Source organism: Microbulbifer mixtoriginis (SeqCode) (assembly GCF_052467705.1).
In genome coordinates, this window is record NZ_CP174322.1 from 837,670 (window position 1) to 855,000 (window position 17,331).

At 54.6% G+C, this 17,331-nt stretch carries 15 protein-coding genes (1 of these 15 only partly in view); 6 read left to right on the top strand and 9 right to left on the bottom strand.

Annotated features, from left to right (window positions below; genetic code table 11):
• Positions 1-211: 211 nt before the first annotated feature.
• Entirely contained in the window at positions 212-2,776 is a 2,565-nt protein-coding gene (gene mrcB, locus ACJJIB_RS03755; RefSeq protein ID WP_444887936.1) for a penicillin-binding protein 1B, read from the top strand.
• A gap of 40 nt (positions 2,777-2,816) precedes the next feature.
• On the opposite strand, the gene hemB is transcribed toward mrcB, so the two are convergent.
• The 7 genes from hemB to ACJJIB_RS03790 all read right to left on the bottom strand — a co-directional run bounded on the left by hemB (position 2,817) and on the right by ACJJIB_RS03790 (position 10,501).
• Positions 2,817-3,827: a porphobilinogen synthase gene (gene hemB / locus ACJJIB_RS03760; protein ID WP_444887937.1), complete on the bottom strand. Its 1,011-nt coding sequence runs from the start codon at positions 3,825-3,827 to the stop codon at positions 2,817-2,819.
• A 102-nt stretch (positions 3,828-3,929) separates the two neighbouring features.
• Positions 3,930-4,562, bottom strand: coding sequence for a GntR family transcriptional regulator (locus ACJJIB_RS03765; RefSeq protein ID WP_444887938.1), 633 nt, complete (start codon positions 4,560-4,562; stop codon positions 3,930-3,932).
• Between the two features lie 7 nt (positions 4,563-4,569).
• Positions 4,570-5,760 carry a benzoate/H(+) symporter BenE family transporter gene (locus tag ACJJIB_RS03770; protein ID WP_444887939.1) on the bottom strand — a complete coding sequence of 397 codons (1,191 nt, stop codon included), beginning with the start codon at positions 5,758-5,760 and terminating at the stop codon, positions 4,570-4,572.
• Positions 5,761-5,900: 140 nt separating this feature from the next.
• Positions 5,901-7,184 (bottom strand): glutamate-1-semialdehyde 2,1-aminomutase, encoded by a 1,284-nt coding sequence (gene hemL / locus ACJJIB_RS03775; protein WP_444887940.1) that lies wholly within the window; start codon positions 7,182-7,184, stop codon positions 5,901-5,903.
• A 172-nt stretch (positions 7,185-7,356) separates the two neighbouring features.
• The gene (gene thiD / locus ACJJIB_RS03780; RefSeq protein ID WP_252084388.1) at positions 7,357-8,142 is read right to left on the bottom strand and encodes a bifunctional hydroxymethylpyrimidine kinase/phosphomethylpyrimidine kinase; all 786 of its coding nucleotides are present in this window, start codon (positions 8,140-8,142) and stop codon (positions 7,357-7,359) included.
• Positions 8,143-8,224: 82 nt separating this feature from the next.
• Entirely contained in the window at positions 8,225-8,647 is a 423-nt protein-coding gene (hemJ, locus tag ACJJIB_RS03785; RefSeq protein WP_252084389.1) for a protoporphyrinogen oxidase HemJ, read from the bottom strand.
• A gap of 33 nt (positions 8,648-8,680) precedes the next feature.
• Positions 8,681-10,501, bottom strand: a complete 1,821-nt coding sequence (locus tag ACJJIB_RS03790; RefSeq protein WP_252084390.1) for a chloride channel protein — start codon at positions 10,499-10,501, stop codon at positions 8,681-8,683.
• A gap of 96 nt (positions 10,502-10,597) precedes the next feature.
• On the opposite strand from ACJJIB_RS03790, the gene argC reads away from it, so the two are divergent.
• The 4 genes from argC to erpA all read left to right on the top strand — a co-directional run bounded on the left by argC (position 10,598) and on the right by erpA (position 13,437).
• Complete coding sequence (gene argC, locus ACJJIB_RS03795; protein ID WP_444887941.1) at positions 10,598-11,650, top strand: N-acetyl-gamma-glutamyl-phosphate reductase; 1,053 nt, start codon at positions 10,598-10,600, stop codon at positions 11,648-11,650.
• 63 nt (positions 11,651-11,713) lie between these two features.
• Positions 11,714-12,445, top strand: coding sequence for a DUF6776 family protein (locus ACJJIB_RS03800; RefSeq protein ID WP_252084392.1), 732 nt, complete (start codon positions 11,714-11,716; stop codon positions 12,443-12,445).
• A 33-nt stretch (positions 12,446-12,478) separates the two neighbouring features.
• On the top strand, positions 12,479-12,922 hold the full coding sequence (locus ACJJIB_RS03805; RefSeq protein WP_252084393.1) for a bactofilin family protein: 444 nt from the start codon (positions 12,479-12,481) through the stop codon (positions 12,920-12,922).
• A 161-nt stretch (positions 12,923-13,083) separates the two neighbouring features.
• Positions 13,084-13,437 (top strand): iron-sulfur cluster insertion protein ErpA, encoded by a 354-nt coding sequence (gene erpA, locus ACJJIB_RS03810; RefSeq protein WP_020411471.1) that lies wholly within the window; start codon positions 13,084-13,086, stop codon positions 13,435-13,437.
• Between the two features lie 20 nt (positions 13,438-13,457).
• Here the strand turns inward: erpA and ACJJIB_RS03815 are convergent, their stop codons facing one another.
• Together ACJJIB_RS03815 and ACJJIB_RS03820 are read right to left on the bottom strand one after the other, a co-directional pair.
• Positions 13,458-14,567, bottom strand: coding sequence for an anhydro-N-acetylmuramic acid kinase (locus tag ACJJIB_RS03815; protein ID WP_252084394.1), 1,110 nt, complete (start codon positions 14,565-14,567; stop codon positions 13,458-13,460).
• 15 nt (positions 14,568-14,582) lie between these two features.
• Positions 14,583-15,965: a peptidoglycan DD-metalloendopeptidase family protein gene (locus tag ACJJIB_RS03820; protein WP_444887942.1), complete on the bottom strand. Its 1,383-nt coding sequence runs from the start codon at positions 15,963-15,965 to the stop codon at positions 14,583-14,585.
• 275 nt (positions 15,966-16,240) lie between these two features.
• On the opposite strand from ACJJIB_RS03820, the gene tyrS reads away from it, so the two are divergent.
• Positions 16,241-17,331, top strand: partial view of a tyrosine--tRNA ligase gene (gene tyrS, locus ACJJIB_RS03825; RefSeq protein WP_444887943.1) — the 5' portion only. It continues 214 nt past the right edge of the window; only the first 1,091 of its 1,305 coding nucleotides appear in the window; the start codon lies at positions 16,241-16,243; the stop codon falls past the right edge of the window.

Consider the following 17,331-nt stretch of genomic DNA (forward strand, 5'->3'; position numbering starts at 1 on the left):
AGGTACTTTGTGTGCTTGTGGTATGACTACCGGGATACTCAGCCCGGATTCTGGCGGTTCACGGATGTTCCCCAAGGCGCCGGTTCAGGCGTCTACGGCAAGATACCAGCGGAGCTGCCACCTGCTGGTGTCCTGCCTGTGATAGTGATGAGACTCCTGAAGATCCCCACTGTCTAGAGATGTACCGAGATGGCAGCTGGAAAACTCTTATATGGCCTCGACGAAACGCCGGCGCAGTAAAGCGTCAAAACCGAAAAGACGCTACCGCTGGTTAAAGTTCTTATTCCTGCTGGCCCTGGTGGGGGCAATGGCCCTTGCCGGCTATATGGCATACCTCGACGTACAGCTGCGGGAGCGTCTCGATAGCCGCCAGTACCAGTTGCCGGCGCGGGTTTTTGCGCGCCCTCTGGTACTGCGCGAAGGCATGGCAATGCACCCTGATGAGCTGGAAAGCGAGTTTGCCGCCCTCAACTACCGCAAACAAAAGACTCTGACGGAACCTGGCGCCTGGACACACGAGGGGATGAATTACCGGGTCTGGCGCCGGGACTTTATTCATGCCGATGGCCGTGAGCCGGCGGCTATGGTTACTTTCCGCCTGCGTAACGATGAAATTGACAACCTGCGCGATGAAGATGGGCAGCGCATCGCCGAGTTCCGCCTGGATGCCGCTAATATCGGTTCATTGCTGGGGGGCGGAGACGATCGCAATCCGGTGCGTTTCAAGGATATCCCGCCGTTGGTGGCGAATACCCTGATAGCGGTGGAAGACCAAGACTTCCTCAACCACTTCGGCATCTCTCCGCGAGGTATTGCCCGCGCTATGGTGGCGAATATCAAGGCGGGGCGCCTGGTACAGGGCGGCTCAACCATTACTCAGCAGCTGGTTAAGAATATCTTTTTCGACCATAAGCCGAGCCTGCAGCGCAAGATCAATGAAGCCTTAATGGCGGTATTGATGGAGATTCACTACGACAAGGGCTATATCCTGCAGGAGTACATCAATGAGGTGTGGTTGGGCCAGCAGGGAGCCAGAGGTATTTATGGCTTTGGCCTGGCCTCGGAGTTCTATTTCCAACAGCCGCTGGATACTCTGGAGCCCCATCAGGTCGCCCTGCTAGTGGGGCTGGCCAAGGGTGCCTCCTACTACAACCCTTGGCGCCATCCCCAGCGCGCATTGAAGCGTCGCAACACCGTTCTGGAACTGATGCGCGAGCAGGGCCTGATTACCCAGGCAGAGTTTGAGCACTACTCCGCCAAACCACTGGGTGTGGTGAAAGGCGGTGTAACCGCACAGAATCCCTACCCGGCCTTTACCGAGCGCCTGCTCTTAGAGCTGCGTCCTTATTACTCCTACGAGGAGCTGCGCACCACCGGTTTGCGGGTTTATACAACCCTTGCGCCTTCGGTACAGAAACTCGCGGAAGAGTCCATTAGTCAAGGCGTACAGAAGTTGGAGAAAGATCGCAAAATTAAGGCGAATACTCTTCAGGCTGCCACGGTATTGCTAGATAACAACACGGGTAATGTGTTGGCCATGGTGGGAGACCGCGACCCGGATTATCCCGGCTTTAATCGAGCCCTGGAGGCGCGCCGCCAAGTGGGTTCTCTGATTAAACCGGCAGTCTTCTTAACTGCCTTGGAGCGTCCCGAAGAGTACAACCTAGCTACCTTGATCGACGATGCGCCAGTGCGAATTGAGGAAGCCGATGGCGATGTATGGATGCCGCAGAACTTCGATAAGCTCGCCCACGGTCAGGTACCTCTATATGTCGCCTTGGCTAAGTCTTACAATCTGGCTACTGCCCATCTGGGGCTCGATCTGGGACTGCAGAATGTGCGTCAGACAATTCGACGCCTGGGTGTAGATACCAGTCTGCCGCATGTGCCTGCAATGTTGTTAGGCGCAGTGGAGATGACGCCATTTGAGGTAGCTGGCATGTATCAGACCATCGCCAATAATGGCGAGACGGTGCAACCGCGCACCTTGATGGCTGTATCCGATGCACAGGGAGGGCGGGTACAGCACTTCCGCCCGCGCACTAATCGCGGTGTCGATCCGGTGCCCGCTTACCTATTGCGCTGGGGGCTGGAGCAGGCGATGCGCGAAGGTACCGGGCGCAGATCAGCCAAGCGTCTGCCCAGTAGTGTGCCCTTTGCCGGTAAGACGGGTACTACCAACAATAACCGCGACAGCTGGTTTGCAGGGTTTTCCCCTGAGGTTACCGCCGTGGTGTGGCTTGGGCGCGATGACAACGTTCGCACCCGTCTAACCGGTTCTACCGGAGCTCTGCCGATCTGGACGGAAATCATGCGCAAGTTGCCCCATCAGCACGGTCCTGTTGAGGCACCGCGGGGCGTTGAGTTCAAAGAGGTGAATGCGCGCGGGCAGTTTATGGACCCGGATTACTGTCGGGGCGGCTATGAGATTCCCTTCTCCTACGAAACCCACTTGCAACCTGCGCCTGAATGTCGCGGGCGCGACCGCTGGCGCTGGTTCCGCAACCTGTTTGGCAATGAGCGCTCAGAGGCGGCTCCAAGGGAACAGATGACACCGGGTTGGGGCAATGATACAGAGCGGCGCCAATATGAAAGTGAGCGCCGCCATCAAATGCGAGAGCAGTTGCGCCGTGATGATGCCGAGACATTGGGTGGGGATTCCAGTCTGGAGCCTTTGGAGCTCCCTCGCGGACAGTCCACAGAGGTGGACTACCGAGGTGTCCCCGTTGAGGAGGCCCAGCCGGTGGGCCCCGCGCTGGAAGACCAATGGCCCTGAACCGGTGGCGCGGCGCAGGCCGCGCAAAATTTACAAGGGTTCAGCCCTGCAGTAGCTGTGCGGCCTCCTCGGCAAAATAGGTGAGGATTCCGTCCGCGCCCGCGCGCTTAAACGCCAATAGGGATTCGAGAATTACCGCCTCGCGCTGCAGCCAGCCATTTTCAAACGCGGCGCAATGCATGGCGTACTCGCCGCTTACCTGGTAGGCAAAAGTGGGTACTCGCAGCTCTTCTTTCACCCGGCGCACGATATCCAAATAGGGCATACCGGGCTTCACCATCACCATATCCGCACCCTCTTGCAGGTCTAGGGCGCACTCGTGTAAGGCTTCATCGGAATTGGCGGGGTCCATCTGGTAACTGGCTTTGCTGCCCCCCTTGAGGTTACTCGCGGAGCCGACAGCATCGCGGAAGGGGCCGTAGTAGGCGGAGGCGTATTTGGCAGCATAGGACATGATCAGGGTATTGCTGTGCCCGGCGCCTTCAAGTGCTGTACGAATAGCGCCGATACGGCCGTCCATCATGTCTGACGGCGCTACCATATCCGCCCCAGCTGCGGCGTGGGACAGTGCCTGCTGTACCAGCACCTCAACCGTCTCATCATTAACGATATAGCCGCTGTGATCCATCAAGCCATCCTGACCGTGGCTGGTGAACGGGTCCAGGGCCACATCGGTAATAACCCCTAACTCCGGCACGGCATTCTTCAATTCCCGCACGGCACGTTGGGCCAGACCATTGGCATCGTGGGCAGCGCTGGCGCAGTCGGATTTCACCGAGGGGTCAACTACAGGAAACAGCGCGACGGCGGGAATACCGAGCTGTTGCAGGGACTTGGCCTTATTGGCCAACAGGTCCACACTGAGGCGCTCGACGCCGGGCATCGAAGCCACCCTCTGAGTTTCGCTGCGCCCCTCGATGACAAACAGGGGCAGGATCAGGTCGTTGCAGCTGAGCTGATTCTCCCTCACCAGTCGACGGGAAAAATCCTGCGCGCGCAGGCGGCGCAAGCGGGTGTTGGGGTAGGCTCCGCGGCCGAGATTTTGACTCATAGGGAATTACTCCAGCTATCGATAAGGCCGCAGCAATCCCGCGACCGCAATTGGCGGCCATCATATCAAATTGCCACCACCCATGATCTCCCTCAACTTGCTTTAGGGGCTGTTTGGCGTGGTGTGAAGAAAGGACACCAACTGCTTGCCGGCGGTTTCGATATGCGCGGCTAGCAGGGCTGCCGCTTCCTGTTCCTTCTTTTGTTGTAGGGCCTCGAGAATTGCGTAATGCTCTTTCTGGCTGGTGTTCTGGTAGTCCAGGCTGCGGGATTGGTAACCGATATAGCGCTCACACTGTCTGTGCAGCTGCTCCACAGTAGCGAAGAGGGTGGGGCGCTCTGCGGCGAGGTAGATAGTGGCGTGAAATTGCCAGTTAAGACTGCCGATCTGCTCGGCTGAGAGGTTGGGGTTCCCCTCCATGGTATCGAGAATGTCTCGTGCCCGACCAAGAATTTCCCCGGTGAGTTTTTTTTGCGCAAGGGTCTGTATTAGAGGTTCCAGGCGCATACGCATCAGGTACAGATCTTCTACTTCCAACGGATCGAACTCGGGTACAGCGACACCCCGCTTGCCGTGGGGCGATAGCCAGCCTTCATTTTTCAACCGCTGCAAGGCGTCCCTTATGGGGATACGACTGACCTCGTAGAACTCGGCCAATTCAGCCTGCTTCAATGCCTGGCCTGCGGGAAAACGTCCCCGCTGTAAATCGGCTTTGATTTTTTCGTAAAGGTTCATTGGCCCTTTATTTATTATCCTGTTTGAAAAACCAATAACAGCCCAGTCCGCCGACCAGGCCCCAAAAAGCAGCGCCTATGCCCAAGAAGCTGATGCCTGAAGCGCTGACAAGAAAGGTGATTAGCACCGCCTCACGGTTTTCTGTATCTGTGGTAGCACTTGCTAGGCAGTTGCCTAGTGTCCCAAGTAGCGCCAGGCCAGCCAGGCCGGCTATGAGTGCCTTGGGGAAATTACTGAATAATGCCACTACGGTGGCGCCGGATAACCCTACCAGAAGATAGAAGAAGCCCGCGGCAATCCCGGCCGTATAGCGTTTGTCTGGGTTGGGGTGTGCTTCGGGTCCGGTACAAATTGCCCCGGTAATCGACGCCAGGGTCAGGGTGAAGCCGCCGAAAGGAGTGAGAAGCAGGTTGGTTAATCCTGTTCCGCTGATCAGTGGAGAAACTGGTACTCGTTGGTAACCACTGGCAGCCAGGGTTGCAGCCCCTGGTAGATATTGAGAAGTCATTGTGACGATAAACAACGGGATGCCGACGCTGATTAGAGTTGAGAGTTTGAATTCCGGTGTAACCCAAATGGGCTTCGCAGCCTGCCAGTGAATCTGGTCAGGTGCGAACAATTGCAGTTTCCAGCAGACAGCCACCCCACAAGCGAGTACCAAAATAATGGCGTAACGGGGTATCCAGCGCCGCCCGATGAAATAGGCCAACAACATGGCACCCACTAGTACAGGCTGGGATTGCAATGAGGTGAAAGTAGCGAGGCCGAACTGGAGCAATATGCCCGCCAGCATGGCGCCGGCAATTGGGCCGGGTACTAGCCTGGCTACTCGTTCGAAGGCTCCGGAGAGGCCTACTAAAAGGGTCAGCATAGCGCTGAAAAAAAATGCACCGATGGCCTCGGCAATTGGGATACCGCTGAGACTGGTTGCTAGTAATGCTGCGCCGGGAGTCGACCAGGCGGTAACAATCGGTGCGCGATAATACCAGGAGAAGATGATACCGGAGAGCCCCATCCCCAAACCCAAAGCGCCGATCCAGGAAGCAATCATCGCTTCGTCTGCGCCGGCTGTACGGGCTGCTTCAAACACAATGGCTGCGGAGCTAGTTACGGCGACTAGCACGGCGATAAAGCCAGCGCTGATCGTGGACAGGCTAGTATCGGAAAGCAAGCTTCTCAAAATGTATACCTTTTCCATTTTGTATACATTTTTGATCACTAATAACAAAAGAACAACGTTTCTGCGACAAAGCGTTGATCTACAGTGCTTGGGGGCCGTTGTGATACTGGGAGAGCGTACAGGCACCCACCCTGCGATGGATGCCTGAGAGAGAAGGGCTAGTCGAGCCGGGCGAAGACGCGTTCTGCGGCAGCGATAGTCTCTTCGATATCCTCGTCGCTATGAGCGGCGGACATAAACCCGGCCTCATAGGAAGCGGGTGCCAGGTATACGCCTTCCTCAAGCATTCCGTGGAAGAATTGATTAAAGCGCTCGTTATTACAGGCCATTACCTGCTGGTAATTGGTGACTTGGGGTTCTTCGGTAAAGAAGAATCCGAACATACTGCCGGCTTTATTGGCGGTGATGGGAATACCGGCCTTTTTACCTGCGGCCAAGATACCTTCTACCAGACGATCTGTTCTGGCTACTAAAGGCTCATAGAAGCCGGCTTCCTCCACTAAACGTAAAGTTTCGAGGCCCGCAACCATGGCCACGGGATTGCCGGATAAAGTGCCGGCCTGATAAACCGGTCCCAGGGGGGCGATTTGCTCCATAATTTCGCGTTTTCCACCGAAGGCGCCTACCGGCATACCTCCGCCGATAACCTTACCTAGGGTGGTCAGGTCCGCCTCGATACCGAAGTGGCCCTGGGCTCCGGTAAGGCTTACACGGAAACCCGTCATTACTTCGTCGAGAATCAGCAGGGCGCCGTGCTGGTCGCAGACTTCGCGCAATGTCTCGAGGAAACCGGGGACTGGAGGAATACAGTTCATATTGCCGGCAACGGGTTCCACGATAATACAGGCAATTTGGTCGCCAATTTCATCGAAGCAGGCGCGCACGCCGTCAGCATCGTTATAGCTCAGGGTAATCGTGTGGTCGGCCAGGGCGACAGGAACACCGGGAGAGGAGGGCACGCCCATGGTTAGGGCTCCGGAGCCGGCTTTGACCAGTAGTGAGTCGGAATGACCGTGGTAGCAGCCCTCAAACTTCACAATTTTATCGCGCCCGGTGAAGCCGCGAGCGAGGCGGATAGCGCTCATGGTGGCTTCGGTACCGGAGTTGACGAAGCGCACCAGGTCCATATTGGGCCACAGGCGGCAGAGCTCTTCGGCAAGCTCGGTTTCCAGCTCGGTGGGGGCACCGAAGCTGAGGCCTGACTGGGCCTGCTCCACAACCGCTTCAATCACTTCCGGGTGTGCATGACCCAGCACCATCGGGCCCCAGGACTGTACATAGTCGATATAACGCTTATCGTCCGCATCGAAGAGGTAGGCGCCTTCGGCGCGACGGATAAACAGAGGGGTGCCGCCCACAGCGCGGAAAGCGCGCACCGGTGAGTTAACGCCGCCGGGGATAAATTGCTGGGCTTCAGCAAAGAGCTGCTCGGATTTACTCATAGAATTCATTCAGAAATTGCGAAAAAGGCCAAGAGTCAGCGGCCATTATCAGGGTGTGAAGCTCTAAGGACAATGCGTGAGGAGTCAGGGCGCAGTAGGGGAGGCTGGCTGGTAAGTCGCACCGACCTTAGTGTCGGTGCGGATCCTATTGTGCAATGAGGAGAGAAGTGCCCTAGCGTTCACACCAGAATAAGCGGTTGGGAATTGGCCGTCCCATCCCCAGACGACGGCTGTCGCGGATGGCGCTCCAAGCGTATTGCTGGCTGCGGCTCACTGTCTCGGTGATGGTCAGGCCGTGGGCGATATGACAGGCGATGGCGGTGGCGAGGGTGCCGCAGACCCCATAGGCTGCAGGCGGCAACCGCTCCCAGTGGAATTCACGGATCAGGCCGCGTTCATCGTAGAGGCGATTCTGCAGTTGTTGCTCATGCGGTACTCCGGTGAGTAGCAGGTAGCGACAACCGCTTTCCAACAATTCCTGAGCCATAGCATCATGGGTGTCGGCCTCTACTGCCATGGCGCGCGCCTCACGGCGGTTGGGGCAGACCATGGTGGCATAGGGCAATAACAGAGAGGTCATGGCCTCCCAAAGAGGCGGGGCCAGTACACTCTCTTTATCGGCCAGGGTGGCATCTGGGTCGATAATGACTGGAACGTCCGGGTAGTCGCGCAGCACGCTGTGCAATGCCCGCACATTTTCCACCGAACCGAGATAACCAACCTTGATAGCCGCTATCGGCATATCTTCAAGGACCGTGCGGGCCTGCTCAATTAAAAGGCTGTCATCCACTGGCGCTACGCCGAGCAGTTCCCCGGTATTGCAGACGCTGATGGCGGAGACGACGGAGGCTGCATGGCAGCCCAAACTGACGGCCGTTTCTGTATCTGCGCCTATTCCTGCGCTGCCACTGGGGTCGTGGTGGGTGACGGTCAAAATAATGGGCTGCGGTGTATCCATAAAAGATCTACATGACTGCCAATTGCTGTGCGCCTAATTTTAGTTCCTGTAAGCCCCACATAAAGAATGATTTTGCGCCAAATTAAAATGGCTTCACGACGGCCAAAATTACAATGGCGAATAGAGCCACTGTTGGAACCTCATTAAAGATACGGAAGTAACGCCCGCTGCGGGTATTGGTGCCCTGGGCGAACTTACGAACGTAGGCGCCACACATATGATGATAGGCCAGGAGCAATACAACGAAGGTGAGTTTCGCGTGCATCCAGCCGGCTGAGGTGTAGTAGCTGGGATTCAAGCTGTACAGCCAAATACCCAGGCCGACGGTGGCGAGCATGGCCGGAATGGCGATCCCCCGATACAGTCGCCGTTCCATGATGCAGAAACGATCGCGGCTAAGAGCGTCGGTAGCATCTACGTGGTAGACGAAAAGACGCGGTAAATAAAACAGCGCGGCAAACCAACATACCATGGCAATAATGTGAAAAGCCTTGATCCACAACATGGAATATCCCCTCAAAAATAAAAACGGAAACGATTATTTCCGGTAAAAGTTATCGATCTGTAGCGGCAGAATAATGCCCGCGATGCGATTGTCCAGAGAACCGCTCTGATGACGGCTGATGTAGAGAGCGTCGGCACCGGTTTTTTTCAGTTCCTGCTGGGCCTCCAACATAGTTGCCCGCCAATTTAATTCCGCCATTTGTTTGCGCTCACCGGGAATTTTTAACAAATCAATAGTTGCTGCTTTTTCCCCGATTTTTTGTTCGTGCTCAACAAGAGACTCTTCACTTCCCTCCTCTCCACTGCCCTGGAGGAATGTAGCCAAGTCAGCGGCGCGTAAAAGTTCAGGCGGTTTTTCATTAGATAGGTCGATCAATATCCATTGGGGGTGTTGTGCGATGTAACTCTGTGCCTGCTCTACAGTAATTTCCTGTTGAGCAACAATAAAACGCCGATCCATTTGACTTGCAACACCCACACCACTGAGCATCTGCTGACGCCAGGTTGGGGTACCGGCCTTGTCTAATGCACGCAGTGTCTCCAGGTAAATTCCCTGGGTGCCGAAAAATTGTCGACTGATCAAGGTGGCCACCACGATCATCATCATGCCTGGGAACAGCACATTGGGGTTGTAGGTCAATTCGAGAATAGCGAGTAGGGCGGCGAGGGGTGCGTTGAGCATGGCAGCCATCATTGCTGCCATACCCACCATGGCGTAAAAGCCAGGGCTCGCGGTGTGCTCACCCAGCCACATATTGGCAAGGCCGCCGGCGATGCCACCGAGACAGGCACCGAGGATCAGGCTGGGTCCAATTACGCCTCCGGGAATACCCAACCCGGACCCCAGAGCGGTGGCAACCAGCTTGGCCGCAACAATAACCACCAAGGTGTTTACGCCCAACTCTCCCAGCATGGCCATTTGCAATGTGTCGTAGCCCCCACCGAGAATTTCTGGAACCCAGATTCCGATGGTGCCTGTCACCAGGCCGACCACTAAAAAACGCAATAGTGGGGATCGATTATTCTGCTTGGTGAGTTTGCGGTGGGCCAGTATGAAAAGTGCAGCCAGAAAGCCGATAGCCAGTGCACACAAAAATAAAATTGGCAATTCGGCCAGGGAGTTGAGATGGATTGCCGGCACATTAAAGTCTGGTTCGCGCCCAAAAGTGAGCTGGGTGATTGCGCTCCCAGTTACCGCCGCCAACATAACCGGTAAAAAACCGGCCACGGAATATTCCAGCATTACCACTTCCATAGCGAATACCACACCGGCCAGGGGGGTGTTGAAAGAAGCGGCAATCGCGGCGGCAACACCACAACCGAGCAGGTTGCGCGCAGAATTATTGGGTAGTCGCAGTGTACGGGCTAACCAGCTACCGCTGGCGGCACCCAGATGTACAGCTGGGCCTTCTCGCCCGACCGAATGCCCGCTAATTAGGGCGATGGCACCGGCGAAAAATTGCAGTATTGCGTTGGATATCGGCATATTGCCCTGGTGGTTATAGAGACGGTCGAGCACATGCACTACACCGACGTCGTAGCGCTTGGGACTGAGCGCCAGGTAAATAACCCCGATGAGTAGAGAGCCGATTATCGGTAGGGCAAACCGCCACTGTGGGGGCAACGACTCATAATTTTGGGGGACTGAAAGAAAAAAAGTTGTCGGCCACTCCATAGCAAAACGGAATAACACTGTGACTCCACCGGCGAGTGCTCCGGTAATCAAAGCCATGCCAAGCAGTGGCGCCAGGGCTTCCCGGGCAGAGAGTTGCAGGCGGATCTGTTCCAGGCCGTTTGTCTTTGGTAAGTAACGGCTCAGGGTGCTTTTAAGTGAAATCCTGGGGCGCTGTGACACCGCACATCCTTCAAGGTCCGGGGCTTGTGTTAGAGTGCTTGGCTGATTTTATGATTATCGTCTCAATTGACGAATTTATCGGGAGAGTTTTGCAAGGTGATTAAGGTAGCAATTGTCGGAGGCACCGGCTACACGGGAGTGGAACTGCTGCGGATTTTGGCGACACATCCTGAGGTAAAGGTAACCGCAATCACCTCACGATCCCTGAAGGGAACACCTGTCGCTGAATTATTTCCCAGTCTGCGTGGTCATTATGACCTGGCTTTTTGTGAACCGAATGTTGAGCAGCTGGCTAGCTGTGATCTTGTATTTTTTGCGACTCCCCATGGAGTTGCACAAGCGCAGGTGCCGGCGCTGATTGAACGCGGCGTGCGGGTGGTCGACCTCTCCGCTGATTTTCGTCTCAAGGATATTCCCTCCTGGGAAGCCTGGTACGGTCAACAGCACGCAGCTCCGGCCTTGGCCAAGGAGGCGGTTTACGGGTTACCCGAAGTCAACCGCGCCGATATTGCAGCTGCGCAACTGGTGGCTTGTCCCGGTTGCTATCCCACTGCGATTCAGTTGGGCTGGATCCCTCTAGTGGAAGCGGGGGTAGTGGAACCATCAGAACTGATTGCCAGTGCGGCCAGTGGTGCTAGTGGTGCCGGGCGTCAGGCCAAGACCGATCTAATTCTGGCGGAAAATAGCGATAATTTCCGTGCCTACTCCGCTGCGGGCCATCGCCATTTACCAGAGATTGAGCAGGGGCTGCGGAATATACAACCACTCGGTGCCAACCCAGTAAAGGTGACATTTGTGCCGCACCTACTTCCTATGGTCAGGGGCATCCACGCCACACTTTTTGCTAAAACCAGCTCCTCAGCGAGCCTGTCGCCAAGTGAATTGCAGATGCTATTTGAGCAGCGCTACAAAGATGAGCCCTTTGTGGATGTACTGCCGGCTGGAAGTCACCCTCAAACCCGTAGTGTGCGCGGAACAAATATGTGCAGGATTTCCGTGATGCAGCCTCAGGATCGGGATACCCTGGTGGTAATGTCGGTGATCGACAATCTTGCCAAGGGCGCCTCGGCTCAGGCGGTCCAAAATATGAACATTATGTTTGGCTTAACTGAGACGTTGGGCTTGGAGAGCCCTGCGCTGCTGCCTTAAAATCAAAAAATTACGACAACCGGCAACTCCGGTTTGGCCCCAGCGAATTTTATGGAGCTCAAAGTGAAAGGCAGCAAGCAGTACCGTATGAAAGTGGTGCCTCATCGCCCCTTCTCCGGCGTGATTGCCGTAGGTGGAGTCACCTTGTTGGTATTGGTCACCGCTGCTGGCTCTTATTTTGCGGGCCAATACCATCTACGTAAAAACCTCGATGAAAAGACTCTGGAGTACACCCGGGTGCTGGAGAAACTTGAGGCGCTTAATAGCGAGAATGAAGCGTTGCGCCTGCGTGCAGCTACCGCCGAGCAGTCTTTGGTAATCGGTGAGCAGGCCAGTGAAGCGGTGCGAACTGAGTTGGTACAGAAAGAGAGTCAGATTGCCGAGCTGAAGCAGGAAATCTCTTTTTATCGAGGGGTCATGGCGCCAGCAGAAGGAGGGGAAGGGGTTTCAATTGGACGTTTTATTCTCTCCCAGACTGCTGATGCGCGCAGCTATCAGTACAAGCTGCAAGTGCAGCAGTCGGCAGCGCGCCGCAATGTAATCAAGGGGGCTGCCACTTTTACAGTTGTGGGTCGTCAAGATGGTGAGCCAATGCGCTACGCCCTCAAAGACTTATCGGAGCAGGTGGATACAGAGTCTATACCGCTGCGTTTTAAATATTTTCAGAACATTGAGGGTGAGTTGAGCCTACCGGAAGGATTTATTCCAGAGGGTGTGGAGCTGTCGCTCAAATCCAGTGGGCGCACGGGTTTCAATATTGAACAGCGCTACGGCTGGTTGGTACAGAAAAGCTAGCATTGATGCCAAAGGCATGAGGTTTTAGGGATTATGTTAAGAAAAAAAGAGAAGCACGTAACTATGGCCAGCACTGGTAGTAACCATACCACTCTGATCGCGCGCCAGACGGAAGTCACCGGCGATATACACTTTCGCGGTAACCTGGTAATCGAGGGCAAAGTAAAGGGCAATGTTTCCGCTCATAGCGACAGCGATGCCCGCTTGCAGATTGTCGAGGGTGGCGTTATAGAGGGAGAAATCCGTGTGCCCCAGGTGGTAATCAATGGTAATGTGAGTGGAGATGTATTCGCTGCCCGTCATTTGGAATTGGCGTCCAAAGCGATGGTTGAGGGCAATGTACACTACAAGTTGATTGAGATGATGAAAGGTGCCCAGGTCAATGGCGCCTTGGTTTCCAATGCTGACCTCAGTTCTGCGGGTGAGCCCCCTATGATTGGGTATTCCGAAGACGAGACGGTGATAGAAGCCTCATAAACTAAACCTTTAATTACTGCCCCGGTTCTCACTGATGCTGGGGTCTGTTGTGCCAAATACTTGACTGATTTGCTGGGTTTAAGCAAGATGACGCCCCCGAGGCTGTGCTCAGTATGGTTTTTATACGAGCTGCGAACGTCCCGATGAGTTGAGAGAGACTTATGTCAGAAGCTGTATCCTTTTCTCCTGCACCACTAGTGGTCACCGATAAAGCGGTGGCTAAGGTCAAGAGCCTGTTGGAAGAGGAGGGCAACCCGGAATTAAAGCTCAGGGTCTTTGTAACCGGTGGCGGCTGCTCTGGATTCCAGTACGGCTTTACCTTCGATGAACTGGTTGCCGAAGACGATGCCATTATCGAAAAGGATGGTATCCAGGTGCTGGTTGATGCGATGAGCTACCCCTATTTAGTGGGTGCCAATGTGGACTACGAGGAGGGACTAGCCGGTTCCCGCTTTGTGGTGCAAAACCCCAATGCCTCTTCGACCTGTGGCTGCGGCTCATCTTTCTCAATCTGAGCCGCTTGTCAGCTAGCCGCTTAAGGGGGGTAGATAGCCCCTAGCACGGCTTCTTTTTTTGCTCCGGTCACACCGGGGCAATTACCGGGCAGGCCGAGTAATGTCTGCCGTGCCAACCAGGCAAAGCCCACTGCCTCAAGCCAATCGGCATCAATACCATAGGTGCCGGTATCGGCAATCGACCAAGTGGGCAACCGCCTCTGCAACCTGGATAACAAATCCTTATTCCTGGCCCCGCCACCGCATATTAGCAACTCTCCACCATCAGCGAATGAATGCACGGCTTCAGCAATACTTGCAGCGGTAACTTCCGATAGAGTTGCCTGTACGTCTGCGGGAGCTAGCTCTAGCCCAGCCAGGGCCTGTTCTAGCCAGTTGGCATTGAAAGTTTCACGCCCAGTGCTCTTGGGAGGCTCAGCGGAAAAGTAGGGGGCTGACATTAAACGATTGAGCAACTCGGGACTTACGCGTCCGCTGGCTGCCCAGCCGCCGTCCCGATCGAAAGGTTGTTTTTTGTGCAGACCTACCCAGTAATCCAGCAGGGCATTGCCGGGGCCAGTATCGTAACCACAAATGCTGCCATCGGCTTTCAGCTCGGTGATATTGGCCATGCCGCCAATATTGACAACGGCACGGTTGCCTTCGGTTTTGAATGCGGCGCGGTGGAAGGCGGGCATCAATGGTGCCCCTTGGCCTCCCAGGGCCATATCGCGTCGACGAAAATCTGCGATAGTGCTGATACCCGTCAGTGCTGCAATGGTATTGGGGTCGCCCAACTGTAGGGTAAAGGGGGAGCTAACGGTGCCGGGTGGCCGGTGCCTGACAGTTTGTCCGTGGCTGCCGACTGCGGTGACATCGCTCGGTTCTATACCGGCGCGAGCTAATAGGGTATTCGTTGCCTCGGCAAATACTTGGCCGAGCTGTCGATCCAGCTGTCCCGCACGGTCTAATTCTGAGGGACCTGGAGAGCATAGAGCGAGGATGGCACTGCGCAATGAAGGGTGGATAGGGTGGCTTAGAGCTGCCAGGATACGCGGCTTGATTTTCTCTTCGCCGCCAAAGTCGACCAGTACCGCGTCGATAGCATCGACGCTGGTACCGGACATCAGGCCGATAAAAAGATCGGACATAAAAATAGTGCTTGTTTAGTTGTCGTCTTCGAGTTTTGCCAGGGCGGGGCCCTGGTAATTTTCCAGCTTAGCCAGCAGCGGTTGGGTTTGGTTTTTAAAGCGCGTCATTTCCGCTGAGGGCACAGACTTGGCCTTGGGCAGTTTACGCACGATCGTGGCCGGGTTGCGGTGTCTGCCGTCCACCAGGAATTCATAGTGCAAGTGAGGGCCGGTGGCATAGCCAGTAGAGCCGACAGTGCCAATAACCTGGCGCTGTTTTACTCGTTGGCCTCTCTTCACTTTGCGCTTTGTTAGGTGCAAATAGCGGGTAACGTAGCGTTCGCCATGCTGAATAAATACATAGTTGCCATTGGGCTTACTGTAGCCGGATGCAATGACTCGGCCGTCGCCCGTTGAGTAAACTGGGGTGCCGCGCGGAGCCGCATAATCGGTACCGTTGTGAGGACGACGCGACTTGAACACTGGATGTAGACGGCGAGGATTAAAGTGTGAGCTGATACGCACTATATCCAATGGCGTGCGAATAAACGCCTTGCGCATGCTTTTACCTTCAGGTGTGAAGTAATTGGCATCGCCACTACTATCGACATAGCGAACTGCGCTGTAAGTATTTCCCTGATTGGTAAAGCTGACGGCGAGAATAGGACCATTGCCGATTTTCTCTCCGTCGAGGAATTTTTCTTCAAACATCACACTGAAACTGTCGCCTTTGCGAATATCCAGTGCGAAATCGATATCCGAACTGAAGACATCGGCCATTTCCATGATCAGGCTATCGCTCAAACCGGCATCACTACCGGCAACAAATAATGAGCTATCAATTTGTCCCTGGCGATAAGCTGGATGGCTGTCGGGTTCACGCTGGACTAAATCGTGTTGGAACCTGCTTTCCGCATCGCGGGTAAATCTGACCTGACGGAGTTGGTCTTTTTGCAGCGCTAAACCTTGCAATTTTCCATCCGCATTGACTGTAAAGGTCAATTCTTCGCCAGGATTAAGTCGCGCTAATTTTTTCGCTTCCTTGCCACTACCCAGTAGCTGATACATCTCCCCGGCGTTCACTTTGGCGCGCTTAAACAGATCGGATAGAGTGTCACCATTACGTACGGTCAAGCTTAATGACTGTACTTTAGCCACAGCTGCTGTGGCTAAAGCAATACCTTGCTCGGGAGTAACTTTCTCAACATGCACGGGTTGCTGATCGGTCACGGTCTCTTCAGTTGAAGATAAATTGACGGGAAGGGGCATACGCTTGGCTTCCACTTCCGGCGTTGGAATAAAAACTGCCAACACCAGCACACAGGCCGCGGCACTAGCCGTGAGCGCATGTACGCGGGGAAAATGTTTGGGCAAGGCGCCTATACGGACACGGGATGTCGGTTTGCGATGATTCTGCATGGTATTAACGGGCGGCGCCGGCTGTGGTTGTTATCTGCGCTTGGAGTAATGAGTGTTTAAAAAACAGGCATTGAAGAGACTTTATAGCAAAAAAGCCGCCTGGGTTCACTGGGTAATTGACCCATATCTCCATGAATTAGTTCCTCAGCACTTATTTCATCATTTCAGTGGGGCTATAAGGCCCGCTTGTATTTGCCAAAAAGTTCGGTAATGTTGCAGCGCATTTTGCCGCCGCCCGGTGGCGCTATTTTCAAGCCTAAATATGAGGGGAAAGCATGGCTGGGGTCGACATGACACTGCTTGAAGACTTGGACCGTCGCGGATTAATCAATCAGGCGACTGGTGACGGCGAACTTACGCAGCATTTGTCTGAGAGCCGAACCCTTTATTGTGGCTTTGATCCCACCGCGGACTCCCTTCATATAGGCAGTCTAGTACCCTTGTTGACTTTGAAGAGGTTTCAGGCGGCAGGTCACCAACCGATTGCTTTGGTGGGCGGTGCGACCGGTTTAATCGGGGATCCGTCTTTTAAAGCCCAAGAGCGCAGTCTAAATACCCCGGATGTGGTTGCCGGCTGGGTTGAGAAGTTGAAGAACCAAGTTTCTCAGTTTATCGATTTTGACTGTGGTGAAAACAGCGCACTGGTAGCGAATAATCTGGACTGGACACGTGAGTTGAACGTGCTCGACTTTCTACGTGATGTGGGAAAACATTTCTCAGTCAATAATATGGTGAATAAAGAGTCAGTTAAGCAGCGCATTCAGAGGGAGGGAGAAGGTATCTCCTTTACTGAATTTTCCTATATGTTGCTGCAGTCCATGGATTTTTCCGAACTGTACAAACGCAATAGTTGCACGTTGCAGATCGGCGGTTCCGACCAGTGGGGTAATATTACCGGCGGTGTTGATCTGACCCGTCGCCAGCACCGCGGTAAAGTTTATGGTTTGACCTTGCCATTAGTGACCAAGGCGGATGGTACCAAGTTTGGTAAAACGGAAAGCGGTACTATCTGGCTTGACCCCAAACGTACTAGCCCCTATGCCTTTTACCAATTCTGGCTGAATACCGCCGATGCGGATGTCTATAAGTTCCTGCGTTACTTCACCTTTTTGAGTGTCGATGAAATTGAAGCCATTGAACAGGCTGATGGCGAGCGAGCCGGTAAGCCCGAGGCTCAGAGTATTTTGGCTCGAGAAGTAACCCGTCTGGTACATGGTGAAGAGGGGTTGGCTGCAGCTGAGCGTATTTCTCGGGCGCTCTTCTCAGGGGATATTGCAGATTTATCCGCCAGTGATTTGGAACAACTTCGCCTCGATGGCCTACCCTCATCTGCACTTCCAAAAGATTTTGGCGAGCAGAGTCTGAT